The sequence below is a fragment of the Acinetobacter sp. TG2027 genome (assembly GCF_000302435.1).
Taxonomy (GTDB): Bacteria; Pseudomonadota; Gammaproteobacteria; order Pseudomonadales; family Moraxellaceae; genus Acinetobacter; species Acinetobacter pittii.
In genome coordinates this window covers 40,412-58,358 of sequence record NZ_AMJN01000047.1, presented here as the reverse complement: position 1 = coordinate 58,358, position 17,947 = coordinate 40,412, and the positions used below count along the sequence as shown (strand labels likewise).

The window sequence follows — 17,947 nt, the reverse complement described above, 5'->3', positions numbered from 1 at the left end:
GTCCGTTTAACTGAGGGGGTATGTCTTAAAGGTGGTAGATATCAATCACTTGATTGATGTAGTCATTTTTCAAAACGACATACTTGCTCAAGATTTTTGGTTGATCACCTGAAAAATCGATCACATAACGTGACATACCGAAATAGCTGTAATTTGTCTTGTAACGGAAACTCAAGGTATTCCAGTTAAAGCGAACAGTAACTTTGTCGCCGTCGCGATCGAGAACTTCAACGTTAGCAATATTGTGGCTTGTGCGTGTGTCCGGCATGGTTGCCGATGAGCGCTCGGTTTTAATACGGAACACCCGATCTTCTAAACCTTGACGATCTGGATAATAAATAAGTGAAATTTCAGATTGTGGGTCTTCAGTTAATCTATCGTCATCATCCCAAGCTGGCATCCAGAAAGACGCTTCTGGCGCATAGCATTCAAGCCAGTCATCCCATTGTTCATCATCTAAAAAGCGAGCTTCACGATAGAGAAACTGAGCAATATTTTCTAAAGTTGCTTTGTCTTGAGTGCTCATGCTGTTTCTCCCTGATCAGCAATTTCTTTCTCTGATGCAATCGCGTGTTTCATGGTGTGTAACCAATATTGATGTTGGGCAAGATACAGACCTTCATCTTCAGTTTTGATACCACTTAACATTGGTTTTAAACCGATTTCGTTCGCTGCATCGTCTGGTCCATAAATCCAATGTTTTGAACCACGGCACATGTCATTCCATTCAAGTGCAATCCCTGCGTAGCCTGCCTGACAAGCACGGAATTCTTCTAAATCGTCTGGTGTTGCCATGCCTGAAGCATTAAAGAAATCTTCATATTGGCGGATACGACGTGCACGAGCTTCAGGTGCTTCGCCTTTAGGCGCGATACAGTAAATGGTGACTTCGGTTCTATTGACCGAAAGTGGGCGAAGTACACGAATTTGTGAACCGAACTGATCCATCAAATAAACGTTTGGATAGAGACACAAGTTACGTGAACGCTCGATCATCCATTTCGACATCGCTTCACCGTATTTTTCGGTGTATTCGTCTGCTTTCGGGAAGTTTGGACGGTCTTCTGGGTTTGCCCATTGTGTCCACAGCAACATGTGACCATTTTCAAAGCCATATGAGCCACCGCCTTGTTTACCCCAAGAACCTGCACTCATCGCACGGATGTTATCGGCAGCTTGAGTTTCTTTACGGTGCTGGGTTGTTGCCGCATAGTTCCAGTGAACAGCAGAAACGTGATAACCATCGGCACCATTTTCAGCTGTGAGTTTCCAGTTGCCTTCGTAGGTATAGGTAGATGAACCACGTAAAACTTCTAAACCATGTTCAGACTGGTCAACAATCATGTCGATGATTTTGGTGGTTTCTCCCAAGAATTCTTCAAGTGAAGGAACATCTGGATTTAAGCTACCAAATAAGAAACCTTTGTAACTCTCAAAACGAGCCACTTTTTTAAGGTCGTGTGAGCCATCTTGGTTAAAACAGTCAGAATAGCCTGCTTCACTTGGATCTTTAACCTTAAGCAATTTACCTGAGTTGTTAAACGTCCAGCCGTGGAAAGGGCAAGTATACGTTGCTTTATTACCACGCTTGTAACGGCAAAGTTGTGCTCCGCGGTGTGAACACGCATTGATCATGGCATTGAGTTCGCCGTTACGGTTACGTGCAATAATGACTGGCTGACGACCAATGTAAGTGGTGTAGTAGTCATTATTGTTTGGAATTTGGCTTTCGTGCGCTAAGTAAACCCAATTGCCTTCGAAGATATATTTCATTTCGAGGTCAAAAAGGGCTTCGTCAGTAAACACTGAACGATGAAGTTTAAATTCACCTGTATCGATGTTATCGACAAGTAATTCATCAATACGGTCAAGATGGCTAGTATTGATTACAGGAATACGTGGCATGTCCGTTCTCCGACTTTCCAAAAGTGTGGAAGTCACCAAGGCCTTAGCTACGATCTACAAGGTCTTGATATCCTAATATTGTCAATGAAGCGCATGAGTGCGCTGGGTTTAACCGTGAATTGATGAAGATGAATAACTGGAAGATTGGCAAGAAGGCTTGTTCACAAAGCAATTCATCACTTCATCGGTTTGTTGCTTGTATATACCTTAAAAGAATGGTTAAACTGTGTCTAAGACTGAATTTGCATTTTTTTATATCTTAAAGGTATGGAAACCTTATGGAACTAAGACATTTACGGTATTTTGTGGCGGTTGTTGAAGAGCAGAGCTTTACAAAGGCAGCCGAAAAACTATTTATTGCTCAACCACCTTTGAGTAGACAGATTCAAAATCTGGAAAGCGAGCTTGGCATTCAACTGTTTGAGCGTGGAAGTCGTCCTTTACAAACTACACAAGCAGGGCATTTCTTTTACCAGCACGCCGTTAAACTTTTGTCGAATGCTGAAGAAATAAAAAGTATGACCAAGCGTATTGGTCTCATCGAAAGAAGTATGACCATTGGTTTTGTTGGGTCTTTACTCTATGGTTTGTTACCTCGAATTATTTATTTATTTCGCCAGCAGCAACCCCATTTGAATATTCAGCTCATGGAGTTAAGTACAACCGAACAGTTACAGGCATTAAAAGAAGGACGTATTGATGTCGGTTTCGGACGTTTAAGAATTAGTGATCCTGCTGTGAGACGAATTCTTTTACGTAAAGAGCGTTTGGTGGTTGCTGCACATACCAGCCATCCAATTGCACAGCGCACGGAAGGGGTATATCTAGCTGACTTGATTGATGAAAAGATGTTTATGTATCCCACTTCGCCAAAGCCTAATTTTTCAACTCAGCTTTTGAATATTTTTGCCGAACATAGTTTGGTTCCGAAAAATATGCATGAGATACGAGAAATTCAACTGGCTTTGGGCTTAGTGGCAGCGGGAGAAGGGATCTGCATTATTCCAGCAAGTGCCGATACCATTCGATTTCCACACTTAAACTATATTCCGATTTTAGATAACGGCGCGGTCAGCCCAATTTTTATTACAGCACGGGCAATGGACCGAAGTGAAGATTTACAGTCATTGTTTGATTGTATTTATCAGGTTTATGACTTAGAAGGGATACCTTATCAACGGACTGTCTTTACACTTGATCAGAACCCGATAGATGATTCAAACGGTATCGACTTTTAAATAACGGAAGTGCATAGCCTCAAAAGATGAAGCTATGCGTTGAAGTAGTTTAGAAAGCCCAAATGAGTTTTAGCCAGCTGGTATGGCCTTCGGGACGATATTCGACTTCGGTTTCTTTTAGAAATTTGGCTTCAATAGACCAGTTCTTATCAGCATATTGAATGCCTGGACCAATTGCAAAAGCCTGTCCTTTAAACCCAATGTCACTTCCGTTTACTTTGTCATCTGTGGTTTGTTTAAAAGCATAGCCTTCAACTGCCACTTTGATTTTTGGGTTAATGCGATAACCCAAGCTATAGTCACCCGCAATGTATTGTCCAGATTGGTAGTCGGTTGCGTCGTTACGCGTATTCCAGCTATAAGACAGTTTAGTAGATAGATCTAAACCTGCCGCGTTGGCATAACTATAGGCAATAATCGGTCGAATGGTGTGATAGTTTTTCCCGAGATTGGCTTCAACTGGATGTGTCGTACTTGGAGTGTCATATTCACCTGTTCCCAGTACGGTTTCTAGGGCTGCAATCCAGTTATGATTTCCTTGATGCCAGCCGAGCATACCGCCCAAAATCAAGTCTCCGAGTCCTTGGTTTGAGTCAGCCATTCCATTTACTTTAAGCCGTAGATCAACCAATGGCTGGGCTGCATAAAAGCCGAGTTGTCCATCCATAATTTTTTGGTCGGTCATCCAGACTAACCGCGGAACCACGGCGTTGACATCAACATGGAACTGATCGGGACCATTTTGAAACTCTGATGGATGATAATTTTGATAATAACTGAGTAGATAAACCCCAGCAGGTGGTAAGGCACCAGCCATCATACCTTCGGCACCTAATGCAAAAGAGTCTGAGCCATTTTCTGTCGCAAATGCAGAGGGAAGGTAAAGGGCGCTGATTACACCACATATGATTGCAGCAATTTTGTTATTCATAGAATGTCCTATTCTGTGTTGTTTGGCTTATCACTAAAAAACGTTATTCCTTAACGGTCTTTAAAAATTTGATTCTGTTTAACCTGTAAATTTGGAAGGCAGAACTCCTGTGAGCCTTGTATTTGCTTTCTAAATTGCAAATACAAAGCTCATTTGAAAAAGCGGAGTACTTAAAGGTTTATCTTTAAATATGTTTGAATAAAGCCGAACGCGATTGTCCAGCAGCGCCATCGGCTGCACTTAAGAACCGTTCAGTATGAATGTCCCGTTCGAATAAGCGACTTTGCATGAGTGTTGAAATTGCCGAGTCGATCATGATGGGAGGACCGCACAAATACGCTTTGTGTCCACCACATCGATTTTCAAAGTAATCGGCAACAGCCTCGTGCACAAATCCGGTAAATCCAGTCCATTGGTCTTCTGGTTTTGGTGCATTGAGAGCAGGGATATAGCGGAAGTTCGGATAGTCTTTTACGAGTTGTTCAAATAATTCTCGGTTGTATAGCTCTGCCAAGTCTCGTGCTCCTTGGAAGAGGTAAATCGTGCGACTATCTCCAGACTCAAGCAAATCTAAAATCATCGATTGTGGACTTGAAAGACCTGAACCACCTGCAATGAAAATGGCATTTTGATCATCTGACTTGCGTACAAAAAATTGACCATATGGGCCTGAAATATCAAGCTGATCACCTGTAGTAAGTTGTTCATGTACATAAGTCGTTGCTGCACCACCTTCAACTTTACGAATATGCAGCTCAACAATGCCCACTTCACTTGGCGAATTAGCAATTGAAAATGCACGAGTTCCTTCAATATCTGGGAACTGGACATTGATATATTGACCAGCTTGGAACTCAATTGGACGATTTAGTTGTAGTCGGATTCCTTTGATGGTCGGCGACAGGTCTTTTATTTCAATGACTGTCGCTTGATAGTCTTGAACCAAATGACCTAAGAAATCTGGGTCTTCATCGACATCGGCTTCAATGACCATATCGGATTGTGGTTTGCAGCAGCAGGCAAGCACCTTATTTTCATCACGTTCAATATCCATGAGCGCAAAGGGAGAAGCTTCACCGACATCATAAAAACCATCGGTGACTTGAACCTTGCATGTCCCGCAAGTGCCATGACCACAGGCAAAGGGTAACCAAACGCCTTGGCGTAGGGCAGCATCTAAAATGGTTTGGTCTTCTTCTACTTCAATCGTTGTTCCGATCGGTTCAATGGTGACTTGATAACTCATGACACACCTCCGAATTAAACGTAGCTGTCGTTATAGCCATTTAACTCTGGCGTAACGAAACGAAGTAATGACTTATGCCCAAAACCAAGCTCTGCCAAAGTTTTTGTACTTTCAGGACTAATTGTTTGACCATCTAAGGTGTATTGCACTTTTGACCAATCAATTTTGGCAAAATCTGGATGTTGAGCAAAACCACCTGTAATTTTTTGCTCAATCAACTGTCCAAAAGTTTGTTGAGGTGAGGCAAGCATGGCATGTGCCGAGCAAAAAAGGGTGTGATGATCCCAACCCACATAAAGTAAGAATTGATCACCATAGTTTTTTTGCAGATCAAGCGGTTCAAATTGATAATTGTTGTGTATCGCGCGAACAGTCATGTTCAATCTCCTTATTTCCTATCAGGCAGCTTGATGACTGCCTGAACAATTCCTTGTGTTTATGCTGCGTTGCCTTTCCATTTTTTCCAGCGCTGTTGGTCTGGTGAACCTTCAATATCCAGATTGTCGGCACCGACATTCATGCGGTAATAATCGCGGAGCATGGTTTCGAGGTCACCGCCACCACAGTTGCCTTGCAAAATTTGATTTACAGGTAGCCATGCTTGTATATATTTTTCAGGCTCGCGTTCGAAAATGTCATGACAGCCATCTGAACAGGTGTGGTAGCGTTCGCCTTGGTAGATGCTATGGCGATAACTAAACAGAGTTGGGTCATCACCCATTTCGGTAAAGGTCATTGGAATCTGACAAACCTGACAAAGCTGTGGTAAACCTGCGCTATAGAAGCGTTTACCCTCGGCTTCCATTTTGCGAGCCAGCTCCCATTTTGGACGGTAGTATTTATCGAAAGTGTCTGGATATTTAGCCGATAACCAATCCATTTCTTCGTCAGTTGGAATCCAAGTATGGAAACCGGCAGCATGACCAAAGTTATAGAAAATCCACCATGCTTGATGTGAGACATGCTCTTTTTCTTTCACAATGACATCGCTATATTTCGGCATACGAATGCCATAACGGCTCAAATCTTTAAATAGTGCGCCGCCTGCCTGTTCAAAGTAAACTTCCCAAGCTTCTTTCCAAGACATCACTTTGTTTGGCAGCATGTAATCCATCATCATGCCCACAATTGAAAGCAAACGCGTCCCACGCCAGAACCATTTATCAATCCATTCCTGCACAATTGGCACATTGTCTTCATGCTGTTCGAGCAAGAATTTCACGATTTCAAGACCAAGCGTCATGTGACGAGCTTCATCTGACTGCGCACTAAAACCAAAGGTCACGGTTGCCATATCGCCGTTATAAGCTGCACCCGACATAAACGGCACAAATAGCAAATTGGTAAGTACATATTCAAAAGCAAAACTAATCGCTAATAAAAACTCGAAAGGGCCAGCAGAACGGGCATCTTCAAAAAATGATTTAGGCACAGACAAATACCAAACGCGGTCATGCATGTGTGCCCAGTCCTGAAAACCATCAAAGAACTTGTTGTAATGGCTCATGGCATGAATTTGAGTCTGTACATGACGCAGCTCATCAATTGACTGCATCTGAGACGCAATACGTGCTCCAATACCACTAAACTGGCGGCCTACATGGGCATAGCCTTGATAAGCCTGATATTCAAGTGGAGTCACCGCTGTTAAAAAGAGTTTGATCGCATTTAAGTAACGTTCATTGCTGACATTCATCTGACCATTGTTTTGAGCAAAAGCATCAAAAATGGCATAAAGTTTTTTCTCTTTTTCTGCCTGATATTTCCAGTAAGCATCCATAGTTAAACGGAATGGATCTTCCCATTTAGACCAGTCCGTAATTTTGATGCCTTCAAACTCTTCATAAGGGAAGGCATCTTTACGGTCAGCATAGGAAAAGTCCCAGTCCAGATCACGGGTTAATGCACGGTAACGATCTTTCGCATTTAATTTTTTACTGGTTTCTTTCGTTTGAGTTGTCATGATTGATCATCCTTAAATCTTTGTTAAACAACGTCTATGTTGTGATTAATTCCAATGAAGGCGGAAAGTATCGTCATCTTCTTCGACGTTGCCGCCCAGCGTAATCATGTTGAGTTGTAATGATTGGATGTCCCAATCTTGGCCTAGTTTTTCAGATACGGTTTCGGCTTTAATCACCAAATCAGTTTCACTTTCAATTCGGATCATGGCGGGTAAATACTGAATTGAAGCTTCAGGGTTATCTTCTTCAATCGCTTCGAGGATGTAGCGTGAAGTATCGTTGTCTTGTAACGCGAGATAGACTTTAGACATGTTGCTTCTCCTTAAGCATTTGTAAGTGGTTGTAGGCCGAGTTTTTTTGCACGTTCAGTAACGGCTTGTTCTGCTTGATCAATTGCCTCTGCTGTTAAGGCTGCTGTTGCCCAAGGTGTAAAGGCTGCTTTCACTTGAGCTAGAGACTCAGTGAACCATTCATTTAATAGCTGTTTGTTATGATCGGATTCTGCTGCGGCAGTTTTAATGACGGTGTCTGACCACTTACGTAAATCACCTAAAGTGTCTTTCATAAATTCAGTCAGCATGGCTAAGTCGCGAGCATTTTGAGTGACTAACCACTGATCAAACTGTTGATAGACGAGCTCTGTCACAAAGCAGTCAATCACAAGATTTTGTAATAAGAAAAGTTTGAAGTAGTCTTGCTCGGTGAGGCTTTCTTCACACAGACGGCGTAAGCCTTGCCATACAGGATGTTGCATCCAAGCCTGTTTTGCCTGCTGTAGTGAGTCGCCGCTGTTGCCATCTAAAGCTAAGCCAATACGCGAGATGTACTGCGCAATTCCTAAATGATCCATCGCGGCATAAATACAAGCTTGGGTAAGCACGGTGCCATAACCATAGGCACTGCCAGACATCATGTGTAAGTTTGCAGTTTGTTCAACGTGGCGAAATGGCAATAGGTACTCAATGACCTTAGCTTTGACTTCGTCAGACAAATGTTCTGCAAGCTGACGTTTTTCAAAAAAAGCAAAATTACTTTCGGCGGTGTCTTGTAACCGCGCACGGTGCTGAACATAAGTTCCATAATAGAATTGACGTGGATCTTTAAATGCATACCAATCTTGCATTTGCAGGGCAGTATGGGTTTTATCATTTAAGGTCTTTTCAGGTTTCCACAAAGGACGATAGTGAAAGTTAGTTTCTGCCTGTACATCGAAACTTACTTCTTGATATCGAGTTGCTGGCTTACTACCAAATCGTCTTTCGATATAGGCGTAGTTTTGGCGGATGGGTTCGACATTTGATGTCTTGATTTCTAAAGTCATGGCTTTATCTCCTTATATTTTTACATTTGATCATCGTGATCGTTGCTATTACGTTGCGTGCCGACTAAGGTTGCTTCAGTGCCATAGCGCCATTTTTCTTCCTGAGCATCATTAAAAGCTTGCTGTTCTTGGGTCATTTCAACCACTTGATTGGTCTTACAAAAATCATTAAATGCATGTTTAGGCAAAACCAGTTCCACAAATAGACTTGGGTCGTGAATGGCAAAATCGAACTCAATAAACTCTGCATTTAAGTCGCCAGTGACCCGAATATATTTGGTTAATGCTTCGACTTGAGGTTGCGTCATGCTGTACTCCATCAAGACATGGTCTTGAAATTGGTGAATGCTCCTTGCTCTCGCTATAAGCTTTACAAAAGCTATGCCAACTTTATTTTTATAATTAAAAACAATTGCTTAGAATTTTTATTAAAAGTGCAGCATTTTTAAAATTCACCATTTCATTAATTTTTTTGAATGGTGAAATAGAGATATTCATGATTTGATGAAAAGGGTCGTAAAAATTTCTTTTTAGATTTTTTTAGGCTTGAAATGGAGAGATTTAGAAATACTTTTTTAGTATGAAGTTATGTCCTTAAGGTACTAGGACATTTATCTGGTTCTTCGATAAGATGAGATAAAACCCAAATGTGTTTAATGGATTAAAACAGATCACTCATGGCTCGAGTAAAATACGATACAACGGGACGATACGCAGATCATCCGCAAGAAATTCACGATTTGCTGTCTAAACTGCACTTTGATACTGCCCATGGCCAAATCTGGTTTGATGAATATCGGATGCTGCTTTTACACACCAGCATTATGGGATATTTGCGTAAAGATTTAGCGCACATGATTGGGCTTGAACGGACCAAGCGTTTTTTTATTCGTTTGGGCTATCAAGCAGGGTTGAAAGATGCCGAAGTTACAACAAAAATGCGTCCCGATTTAAATGAACACGATGCTTTTATGGCGGGTCCACAAATGCACGCCATTCGTGGAATGGTGCAAGTACAGGCCAACCAGCTCAATTTAAGCCACGATAAAAAACAGTTTTATGCCGATTTAAATTGGCTTAACTCTTTTGAAGCCGATGTGCATTTAGAGCATTTTGGTCCAAGTGATGAACCTGCATGCTGGATGCTTCTTGGTTATGCGTGCGGCTACAGTAGTTTTGCGACGGGCATGACCATTATTTATCAAGAAATAGAGTGTAAAGCTTGCGGCCACGAGCATTGCCGTATTATCGGTAAGCCTTTAGAAGAGTGGGAAAATGCTGATGAGCTGATTCAGTTCATGTCTCCCGAACCTATGGAAAAAGAACTGATTGCATTGCAGGCTGAACTGTTTGAACTTAAAAAATCAATTTATAGCGACAGTGAAGCCGATTACCAATTATTTAGTTCTGTGGGTAAGTCAGCATCTTATAAACAGGTCTGTGCATTATTAACAAAAGCAGCAGGTTCGAAAGTTTCTATTTTGCTACAAGGTGAAACCGGCGTTGGTAAAGAAGCTTTTGCTCGAGGAGTTCATGCAAATAGCCAAAGAAAAGACCAACCTTTTATTGCAGTAAACTGTGCAGCGATTCCACCAGAGTTAATTGAGTCTGAATTATTCGGGGTAGAAAAAGGTGCTTATACAGGAGCGCATCAATCTCGCTTGGGGAAGTTTGAACGAGCCAATGGTGGTACGATTTTTTTAGATGAAGTGATTGAGCTTTCTCCTCGTGCACAAGCAGCACTATTACGCATTTTGCAGGAAGGTGAATTTGAGCGAGTCGGAGATTCACAGACACGTATTTTAGATGTCCGTGTAATTACAGCAACCAATGAAGATCTTGAGCAGGCTGTAAAAACAGGGCGATTTCGGGCAGATTTATATTATCGCTTAAATATTTTCCCAGTACAGATCCCGCCTTTGCGAGAGCGCCGTGAAGATATTCCTTTATTGGTTGAACACTTTCTTCGTCGCTTTGAAAAAATGTACGGCAAAACCATTCAGGGTGTAAGTGAAAAGACCAAAGTTTTTATGCAGCAATATGAATGGCCGGGAAATATTCGTGAGTTGGAAAATTTATTAGAAAGGGCTGTTTTATTAACGGATGATCAGCAACTGATTAAGTTAAATGCCATTTTCCCACAGATCAAGCATGAACCAGAGCAGGCTGTAGTTGTTGAAACCGACTTTGAGCAATTGTTGCAGGCAGAGTTTAATTTAGAAGAACACGAGAAGCAGTTAATTTTAACGGCTTTAAAAAAGGCAAATCATAATGTGTCTGAAGCGGCACGTTTATTGGGGCTAACTCGGGCAGCACTGGATTATCGAATTAAAAAATTTCAGCTTTGAGTCAATATCAACAAGCTCAAAAATAAAGGCCTAACTTTAAACGTTAGGCCTTATCGACTATTGCACTTTCGCTGGGAAACCATCTTCTTCAAGTGCTTCGGTAATTTTATCGACGCTTTCACTGCTTTCAACAGTCACGATTTTGGTCGCTAAATCTACATCTACTTTTGCATTTGGATCGACATCTTGAATCGTCGCAGTCACTCCACGAGCGCAGCCACCACAAGTCATATTTTCAATAAGTAGTTTCATGTTCATACTCCATCAAGAATGAGATGTTTGTTTGGATAACACTGAGTCTAAACCTTGTCATGATTGTAAGGTCAAGACTAAATTTTTAAAAAAATATGCTTGACCTTCCCATGATGGGAATCTGTATGCTCAATACAGAATATTAAATTTTGCAGATTTGCAGAGGTGTTTGATGGAGTCAAAAACCACAAAATTGCCAGCATATAGTGAAACACTTCCAATCGAAGGCATGACCTGTGCCTCGTGTGTAGGTCGTGTCGAAAAAGCACTTAAGAAAGTTGAAAATGTAGAGATTGCCAACGTTAATTTGGCAACAGAAAAAGCGGTTGTTTATTCAAATCAACCGATTAAGCGTGAAGCACTGGTTAAAGCAGTTGAACGAGCAGGTTATGATGTACCAAAAGCTGCACCAGTAGAGTTGTCTATTGAGGGTATGACCTGTGCATCTTGTGTTGCACGTGTAGAAAAAGCCCTTAAAAAAGTAGATGGTGTTCAACAAGCTACGGTTAACTTAGCGACAGAGCAGGCTTGGGTACAAGCAGATGCATCAGTCAATGTTGAAGACTTAATTCGCGCTGTTAAAAAAGCAGGTTACGACGCTAAAGCATCTGAAAAAAATCAAGATGAGCAACTCGATAAAAAAGCGTCAGAGTTAGATCAGTTAAAAAAAGATTTGATCATTTCGATTGTGTTGGCCTTACCTGTGTTTATTTTGGAAATGGGTTCACATCTCATTCCAGCTTTTCACATGTGGATCATGGACACGATTGGTCAATACAATAGCTGGCTTTTACAGTTTGTTCTAACCACCTTAGTGCTCGTTTTTCCAGGTCGCCGTTTTTATCAAAAAGGGATTCCAGCCCTGTGGCGTTTGGCACCAGATATGAACTCGCTAGTGGCAGTTGGAACCTTGGCTGCCTACAGTTTCTCGGTCGTAGCAACCTTTATGCCGCATGTGTTACCACAAGGGACGGTCAATGTTTACTTTGAAGCGGCTGCCGTTATTGTCAGTTTAATTTTACTCGGACGTTATTTTGAAGCCAAAGCTAAAGGACGTACTTCGCAAGCGATTCAACATTTGGTAGGAATGCAGCCTAAAACAGCCCGTATTCAACGTGACGGTCAAGTGGTTGAAGTTGCTGTTGCTGAAGTGGTCAGTGGAACTATCGTAGAAATTCGTCCGGGTGAACGTGTGCCAGTCGATGGTGAAGTGGTTGAAGGGCACAGCTACATTGATGAATCTATGATTACGGGTGAACCTGTCCCAGTCGAAAAAGTAGTGGGACAACAAGTGATCGGTGGTACGGTCAATCAAAACGGAACACTGAACATTCGGGCAACCGCAGTGGGTAGCTCATCTGTACTTTCACAAATTATTCGTATGGTTGAACAAGCCCAAGGTTCTAAACTTCCGATTCAGGGCTTAGTCGATAAAGTCACCATGTGGTTTGTACCTGTAGTGATGTTAATTGCTGCAATTACTTTCTTGGTTTGGTTTATTTTTGGGCCAGAACCTGCGCTCACTTTTGGATTGGTGAATGCCGTTGCAGTACTGATTATTGCATGTCCTTGTGCGATGGGACTTGCAACACCAACTTCTATTATGGTTGGTACTGGACGTGGTGCCGAGTTAGGTGTCTTGTTCCGTAAAGGTGAAGCTTTGCAGCTTTTACAAGAAGCTCAAGTAGTTGCAGTTGATAAAACGGGCACACTCACCGAAGGCAAACCGACACTCACTGACTTTAATGTGCAACAGGGCTTTGAACGCAAACAAGTGCTGACTTTAGTTGCCTCAGTCGAAGCCAAGTCTGAACACCCGATTGCACTCGCGATTGTTCAAGCAGCAGAAAGCGAAGGCCTAAACTTATTACCCGTAACCGCTTTTAACTCGATTACAGGTTCAGGTATTGAAGCTGAAGTTTCAGGCCAAAAAGTACAAATTGGCGCAGATCGTTATATGCACCAACTTGGTTTAGACACCAACTCTTTCCAAGCGATTGCTGCTCAGTTAGGTGAAGAAGGCAAAACCCCGCTATACGTTGCTATTGATCAAAAACTTGCGGCAATTATTGCTGTGGCAGACCCAATTAAAGAAACAACCTATGCTGCGATTGAGGCCTTGCATCAATTAGGTCTCAAGGTTGCTATGATTACAGGAGACAACCGTCATACGGCGCAAGCAATTGCCAAAAAGCTGAACATTGATGAAGTTGTGGCAGAGGTTTTACCCGAAGGCAAAGTGGACACAGTTCGCCAACTGCAAAAACAATATGGTCGTTTGGCCTTTGTAGGTGATGGCATTAACGATGCACCAGCCTTGGCGCAAGCAGATGTCGGTTTAGCCATTGGTACAGGCACAGATGTTGCCATTGAAGCTGCAGATGTGGTGCTGATGTCAGGTAGTTTAAAAGGCGTGCCGAATGCAATTGCATTAAGTAAAGCCACCATGCGGAACATACGTCAAAACCTGTTCTGGGCATTTGTATATAACGTAGCCCTAATTCCAATTGCAGCAGGTGCGCTATATCCAGCATTTGGCGTTTTACTCTCGCCAATGTTTGCAGCAGGTGCAATGGCACTTTCTTCGGTTTTTGTTTTAGGTAATGCATTACGCTTAAAACGCTTTCATGCGCCAGTACAGTAAGCGTGCTGAAAATCAACTTTTGGTTTAAGATCATGACAGCAGATCTTAAACCAAATTTAGTATTTGAGGTGTGAGATGAATATCGGTCAGGCATCCAAACATTCGGGCATTTCGGCGAAAATGATTCGCTACTATGAAGAAATCGGTTTACTTGAAGCAGCTCAGCGTTCTGCTTCTGGCTATCGCATCTATTCAGAAACAGACCTTAAAACTTTAAACTTTTTAAAGCATGCTCGAGAGTTAGGTTTTTCATCTGAACAGATGAAAGAGCTTATTTCACTTTGGAAAAATACTGATCGGCATAGTGCAGAGGTGAAAGCCTTAACCGTCAAACACATTGACGAATTAAAGCAAAAAATTGCACACCTACAAGAAATGGTTAATATTTTGCAGGCTTCTGCCGATGATTGCTGTGGCGACCAACAGGCTTCTTGTGCCATTTTAGATCACATTGAAAAAGGGGTAGGTGTAAGCTAAATCCCATAAAAATAAAAAGGTAAAATCATGATTTATACAGCTTCTTGTCTTTGTAATGGTGTTCAACTCAGCATTAATGCTGAATTAAATCCCATTATGGTTTGTCATTGTAAGCAATGCCAAAAAGCACAAGGGGCTGCTTTTGCTACCATCACTCAAGTACAAAAAAGCGATTTAGAGATTGTACAGGGTGAAAATCTTTTGCAAGCGTATTTTGCTTCTCCAAACAAAAAGAGAGTGTTCTGTAAAACTTGCGGTTCACCGATCTGGAGTGAACGTCTAGATAAGCCAGAAGTGGTACGCCTGAGGGTCGGACTTATTAATGAAGAAATATCGACGCCAGTCATCTCTCATGCTTTTGTCAATTCACAAGTGAAGTGGTATCCAATTTGTGATGACGCTCGTCAATATCCAAATCGGGTAGAAAACTCTTAAATATTAAGGAGAGATCGTATTTTGTTCATTTGTAAAAAAACGTGAACAAGACTAGTCATGAATAAATAATGTGCTATAAATGTACCTAAGGTAATCGTAATATCTCCTCGCTCCACAGGGAAACTTGGGACAGGGCAAAAGATACGATAAAACCTTACATATAGCTAGCAAAGAGCAAACAAGAGTTGGATAGACACAACGCTTACATTGCTCACCGTTGCAGAAAAGCCCGTGAAACGGGCTTTTTTAATGCCTGTAAAAAAGATATTTCTTATTTGGAAATATCTTATACTTTTAAACTATTTATGAAAAAGTAATGTAAAAATAATAAAATATTTCAAATATACAGACTTTTCTGTATTGCAATTTGTTTTTATTAAGGGTACATTTGGTTAACGGTTTAAAGTTCAAGTTTAATAATGAACTCATGGTCGTTGTGGGAGATCTAAGAGCCTGCATTTTCCCCAAGATGCGGGTTTTTTTTATGCCTGTAAAAAAAGTAAAAATTGTAATCAGCTTAAATAAAAAATACCTAATCTATAGTTATTTAAAAATTTTAATGAGCCTACGATCTAAAGATTGCGTAGGCTTAAAATTGTGAATACCACTTAGGAACGATATGCCAGACAAGCTTGTGCGCAAGCAAGACATGCTTTAGCACAAACTTGGCAGTGTTCGTGGTCATGTTTACTGCATTCTGCTGCACAAAGTTGACAAGCGTTCGCACAAAGTTGCATAGCTGATTCTGCTAGTTCAGAGTTTCTTAGTTCTAAAGACGTACAAAGTTGGCAGGTTTCTACACATGTCATGCAATGCTTAATACATTCACGCATCATACTTACATGTTCTTCTTGCAAACATGCTGCTGCACATGTTTTGCAGGCAATCATACATTCAATGCAGGCTTGAATTGAGGTAGAGGTATTACAAAATAAAGAAGAGTTGGTTTCTTGTTGAGTTTCCATAAAAGTTCTCCTGTCGAAGACTATTATTAAAAAACAGAATATTGTTATCTCTTTTCATTTTATAAAATCATTTCTTTGGTAGGTGAGTTTGAAATGAAAGGTCTACAAACGCTCAATAGGGTTTAACCTCGTATAAGAATGTTACATCTAGCTACTTCATTTATAAATTTCAAAACTACTTGCCCAGCATTAGATTTAAAATTTGAGTCGATATAATACTTTTGGCTAATTTCTTATTGTGTGAAAATTGTGCAAATTATCAGTGTGAACTTTAAGGGCACACGAAATGGAAAACGTTAATCAATTTGCTCACGGAGCTGAGCATGAAGTCCACATACATTGCAAACGATCATTAAGCACTTTAATACTGAGTATGCTCGTATTAATTACAACTGGTCGTTAAAAGAAAAAGCACCTAAGGGTGCTTTTTCTATATGAGTTTAAAGTGAAACCTTTACTTAAGAGTCTATAAAGCCACGCCGTTTTTTGTAGGCTTTACGGTCATAAGAAGGGATGTTTGATTGCTGGAGATCAATCGCAAGTTGTTTCTTGCGTTGAAACTGAACTTCACTTAGAAGAGCAGCATGAATTTTGGGGCGATCAGTTTTAAACTTTTCTACATCCAACGGAATCGTATCTTCGTTCTTAACAATGTATAGCACAGAGCCATTGCCATTCATTTCATAAACCGTCCAACCAACTCGTACAATGTAGAGTCCGGTTTTCTGATTCTTACCTAAATAAGATTTAAAACCATCTGGATGAGGGCGAACATAAGCATTCATCATGCATCCTCCATCATCTGATTTATTTGATGAAAGCGACAATCAAAGAATTGATGGGGAACGGGACATCATATTCAGTAAAATCACGATTTCTAGTTGTTTATATATTGATCATTTTTCAAATTTCAAGTCAGAAAAAAGCGTTTATTAAATAAGCTAAATAAGGGTTAAATATTAAAAATAACGGCTTATTTTTCTGTGAAAAAAAGCTTGATTTAATTATTTAGCGAGCAGAAAAAATAGCGCTTATTCTATATTTCTGTGATCGATTTTGCATATTTAAAATTATTGAAATAGTAAGTGAATTTGTAGTCAGGTGGAGTTAATTATTTGTTTTAAAATTAAAAAAATAAAATTCAATATTTCTTGTTACAACCATTATGTCGACAATAGATATTCCTTTTTGACATATTTCGCCTAGCATAACTAAAGAGTTCGTTGCCTATGGTGTCATTTATGTTTATTGGACTTGTGGTCACCATTTTGTTGACTCCAGGCCCAACAAATACATTGTTAGCCTCGGCTGGAATACAAGCAGGGGTGAAGCAGTCTCTTAAACTTATTCCTGCTGAAGTGATGGGTTATCTCATTGCAATTACTTCATGGGGTGTTTTGCTTGAGTCAGTTTCACATTTTATCCCTTGGCTTCCTGCCTTATTAAAGTTAATAAGTGCAACTTTTATTCTCTACCTTGCATTTAAACTTTGGATAACATCAACAAATGATATCAAATTAGACAGCCCACTAATTACGCCTAAGGCTTTATTTGTTGCAACACTTTTGAATCCTAAAGCTTTACTCTTTGCTTCTGCTATTTTTCCACATGCAGCATGGGAAGTGCTTCACGTTTATTTTGTGCATATTGCTATTTTTTTATCATTAATTACACCCATTGCATTTTTATGGATTGCTTTTGGAACCGTATTAATTTCAAACAAAGTAACTTGGTTAAACCAACGTAATTTACAACGTACGGCTGCATTTATTTTAACTTTTTTTGCGATGCCAATCGGCTATTCTGCGATTAGCTCATTTTAAACTTAACCCTTTATTTATATTAAAAAATTTAATTTTCAGGAGATTTTCATGACAAGATTAAAAGTAATTATCAAGGATCAGTTTGATAAAGAATCAATTGCTTTGGCAAAAGTTAGACCCATGAATGACCATGCGCTTGAGCTTCATAAAAGTGTTGAACATATTGAAATTAATGATGATATTATTTTACCCAATATGGATTTGCTCTATGAAAACCCTAAAGACGGCAAAATTTATCAGTTAATTGGTCCATTCAGTGAGGAATAACTTTTAAATTAAATTTAACAATAACCATGAGCAGAGTTTGTGTTCCGTATGGTCTTACTAGAAGTCATTTAGTTAAGAGATGGTGAAAATTAAGCCAAACTAACGTATAGACACAATTAAAATATTGAACA

The 17,947-nt window shown here is 40.4% G+C and carries 18 protein-coding genes and 2 pseudogenes; 8 read left to right on the top strand and 12 right to left on the bottom strand.

The features are described from left to right. Positions 1 to 6: 6 nt before the first annotated feature. Positions 7 to 526, bottom strand: a pseudogene (benB, locus tag B806_RS0112460) (benzoate 1,2-dioxygenase small subunit). Further along, on the bottom strand, positions 523 to 1,905 hold the full coding sequence (gene benA, locus B806_RS0112455; protein WP_002119889.1) for a benzoate 1,2-dioxygenase large subunit: 1,383 nt from the start codon (positions 1,903 to 1,905) through the stop codon (positions 523 to 525). Before benA ends, benB begins: the two are co-directional and overlap by 4 nt. 122 nt (positions 1,906 to 2,027) lie before the next feature. Here benA and B806_RS19495 point away from each other — a divergent pair. Further along, positions 2,028 to 2,139 (top strand): annotated as a pseudogene (locus B806_RS19495) (hypothetical protein). 44 nt (positions 2,140 to 2,183) lie between these two features. Next, on the top strand, positions 2,184 to 3,143 hold the full coding sequence (locus B806_RS0112450) for a LysR family transcriptional regulator (RefSeq protein ID WP_017386346.1): 960 nt from the start codon (positions 2,184 to 2,186) through the stop codon (positions 3,141 to 3,143). Between the two features lie 49 nt (positions 3,144 to 3,192). Here the strand turns inward: B806_RS0112450 and B806_RS0112445 are convergent, their stop codons facing one another. The 7 genes from B806_RS0112445 to B806_RS0112415 form a co-directional block, all read right to left on the bottom strand. Continuing rightward, complete coding sequence (locus tag B806_RS0112445; protein ID WP_017386345.1) at positions 3,193 to 4,074, bottom strand: transporter; 882 nt, start codon at positions 4,072 to 4,074, stop codon at positions 3,193 to 3,195. Positions 4,075 to 4,258: 184 nt separating this feature from the next. Further along, positions 4,259 to 5,320, bottom strand: coding sequence for a phenol 2-monooxygenase domain-containing protein (locus B806_RS0112440; RefSeq protein WP_017386344.1), 1,062 nt, complete (start codon positions 5,318 to 5,320; stop codon positions 4,259 to 4,261). A gap of 14 nt (positions 5,321 to 5,334) precedes the next feature. Then, positions 5,335 to 5,697 (bottom strand): phenol hydroxylase subunit P4, encoded by a 363-nt coding sequence (locus tag B806_RS0112435; RefSeq protein WP_017386343.1) that lies wholly within the window; start codon positions 5,695 to 5,697, stop codon positions 5,335 to 5,337. A gap of 59 nt (positions 5,698 to 5,756) precedes the next feature. Further along, positions 5,757 to 7,283: an aromatic/alkene/methane monooxygenase hydroxylase/oxygenase subunit alpha gene (locus B806_RS0112430; protein ID WP_017386342.1), complete on the bottom strand. Its 1,527-nt coding sequence runs from the start codon at positions 7,281 to 7,283 to the stop codon at positions 5,757 to 5,759. Between the two features lie 45 nt (positions 7,284 to 7,328). After that, positions 7,329 to 7,595, bottom strand: coding sequence for an MmoB/DmpM family protein (locus B806_RS0112425; RefSeq protein ID WP_000049450.1), 267 nt, complete (start codon positions 7,593 to 7,595; stop codon positions 7,329 to 7,331). An 11-nt stretch (positions 7,596 to 7,606) separates the two neighbouring features. Continuing rightward, positions 7,607 to 8,605 (bottom strand): aromatic/alkene monooxygenase hydroxylase subunit beta, encoded by a 999-nt coding sequence (locus tag B806_RS0112420; RefSeq protein WP_017386341.1) that lies wholly within the window; start codon positions 8,603 to 8,605, stop codon positions 7,607 to 7,609. A gap of 20 nt (positions 8,606 to 8,625) precedes the next feature. Further along, positions 8,626 to 8,913 (bottom strand): phenol hydroxylase subunit, encoded by a 288-nt coding sequence (locus B806_RS0112415; RefSeq protein ID WP_000193471.1) that lies wholly within the window; start codon positions 8,911 to 8,913, stop codon positions 8,626 to 8,628. A gap of 369 nt (positions 8,914 to 9,282) precedes the next feature. Here B806_RS0112415 and mobR point away from each other — a divergent pair, with 369 nt between their 5' ends. Next, positions 9,283 to 10,953 carry a phenol degradation transcriptional regulator MobR gene (mobR, locus tag B806_RS0112410; RefSeq protein WP_017403106.1) on the top strand — a complete coding sequence of 557 codons (1,671 nt, stop codon included), beginning with the start codon at positions 9,283 to 9,285 and terminating at the stop codon, positions 10,951 to 10,953. 57 nt (positions 10,954 to 11,010) lie between these two features. Here the strand turns inward: mobR and B806_RS0112405 are convergent, their stop codons facing one another. After that, on the bottom strand, positions 11,011 to 11,211 hold the full coding sequence (locus B806_RS0112405) for a heavy-metal-associated domain-containing protein (RefSeq protein WP_001985155.1): 201 nt from the start codon (positions 11,209 to 11,211) through the stop codon (positions 11,011 to 11,013). A 166-nt stretch (positions 11,212 to 11,377) separates the two neighbouring features. Between B806_RS0112405 and B806_RS0112400 the strand changes: the two genes are divergently transcribed. The 3 genes from B806_RS0112400 (at position 11,378) to B806_RS0112390 (ending at position 14,761) form a co-directional block, all read left to right on the top strand. Beyond that, a complete protein-coding gene (locus B806_RS0112400) occupies positions 11,378 to 13,849 on the top strand; it encodes a heavy metal translocating P-type ATPase (protein WP_017403105.1) in 2,472 nt (823 codons plus the stop codon). Positions 13,850 to 13,924: 75 nt separating this feature from the next. Next, positions 13,925 to 14,326, top strand: coding sequence for a Cu(I)-responsive transcriptional regulator (gene cueR / locus B806_RS0112395; RefSeq protein ID WP_002119912.1), 402 nt, complete (start codon positions 13,925 to 13,927; stop codon positions 14,324 to 14,326). Between the two features lie 27 nt (positions 14,327 to 14,353). Next, positions 14,354 to 14,761: a GFA family protein gene (locus tag B806_RS0112390; protein WP_017403104.1), complete on the top strand. Its 408-nt coding sequence runs from the start codon at positions 14,354 to 14,356 to the stop codon at positions 14,759 to 14,761. Between the two features lie 608 nt (positions 14,762 to 15,369). On the opposite strand, the gene B806_RS0112385 is transcribed toward B806_RS0112390, so the two are convergent. Continuing rightward, positions 15,370 to 15,726, bottom strand: coding sequence for a four-helix bundle copper-binding protein (locus B806_RS0112385; protein WP_017403103.1), 357 nt, complete (start codon positions 15,724 to 15,726; stop codon positions 15,370 to 15,372). 458 nt (positions 15,727 to 16,184) lie between these two features. Further along, positions 16,185 to 16,514, bottom strand: a complete 330-nt coding sequence (locus B806_RS0112380) for a hypothetical protein (protein ID WP_029769000.1) — start codon at positions 16,512 to 16,514, stop codon at positions 16,185 to 16,187. A gap of 441 nt (positions 16,515 to 16,955) precedes the next feature. On the opposite strand from B806_RS0112380, the gene B806_RS0112375 reads away from it, so the two are divergent. Together B806_RS0112375 and B806_RS0112370 are read left to right on the top strand one after the other, a co-directional pair. Continuing rightward, the gene (locus B806_RS0112375) at positions 16,956 to 17,549 is read left to right on the top strand and encodes a LysE family transporter (RefSeq protein ID WP_005802640.1); all 594 of its coding nucleotides are present in this window, start codon (positions 16,956 to 16,958) and stop codon (positions 17,547 to 17,549) included. 48 nt (positions 17,550 to 17,597) lie between these two features. Next, entirely contained in the window at positions 17,598 to 17,816 is a 219-nt protein-coding gene (locus B806_RS0112370) for a hypothetical protein (RefSeq protein WP_016141649.1), read from the top strand. Positions 17,817 to 17,947 lie beyond the last annotated feature (131 nt).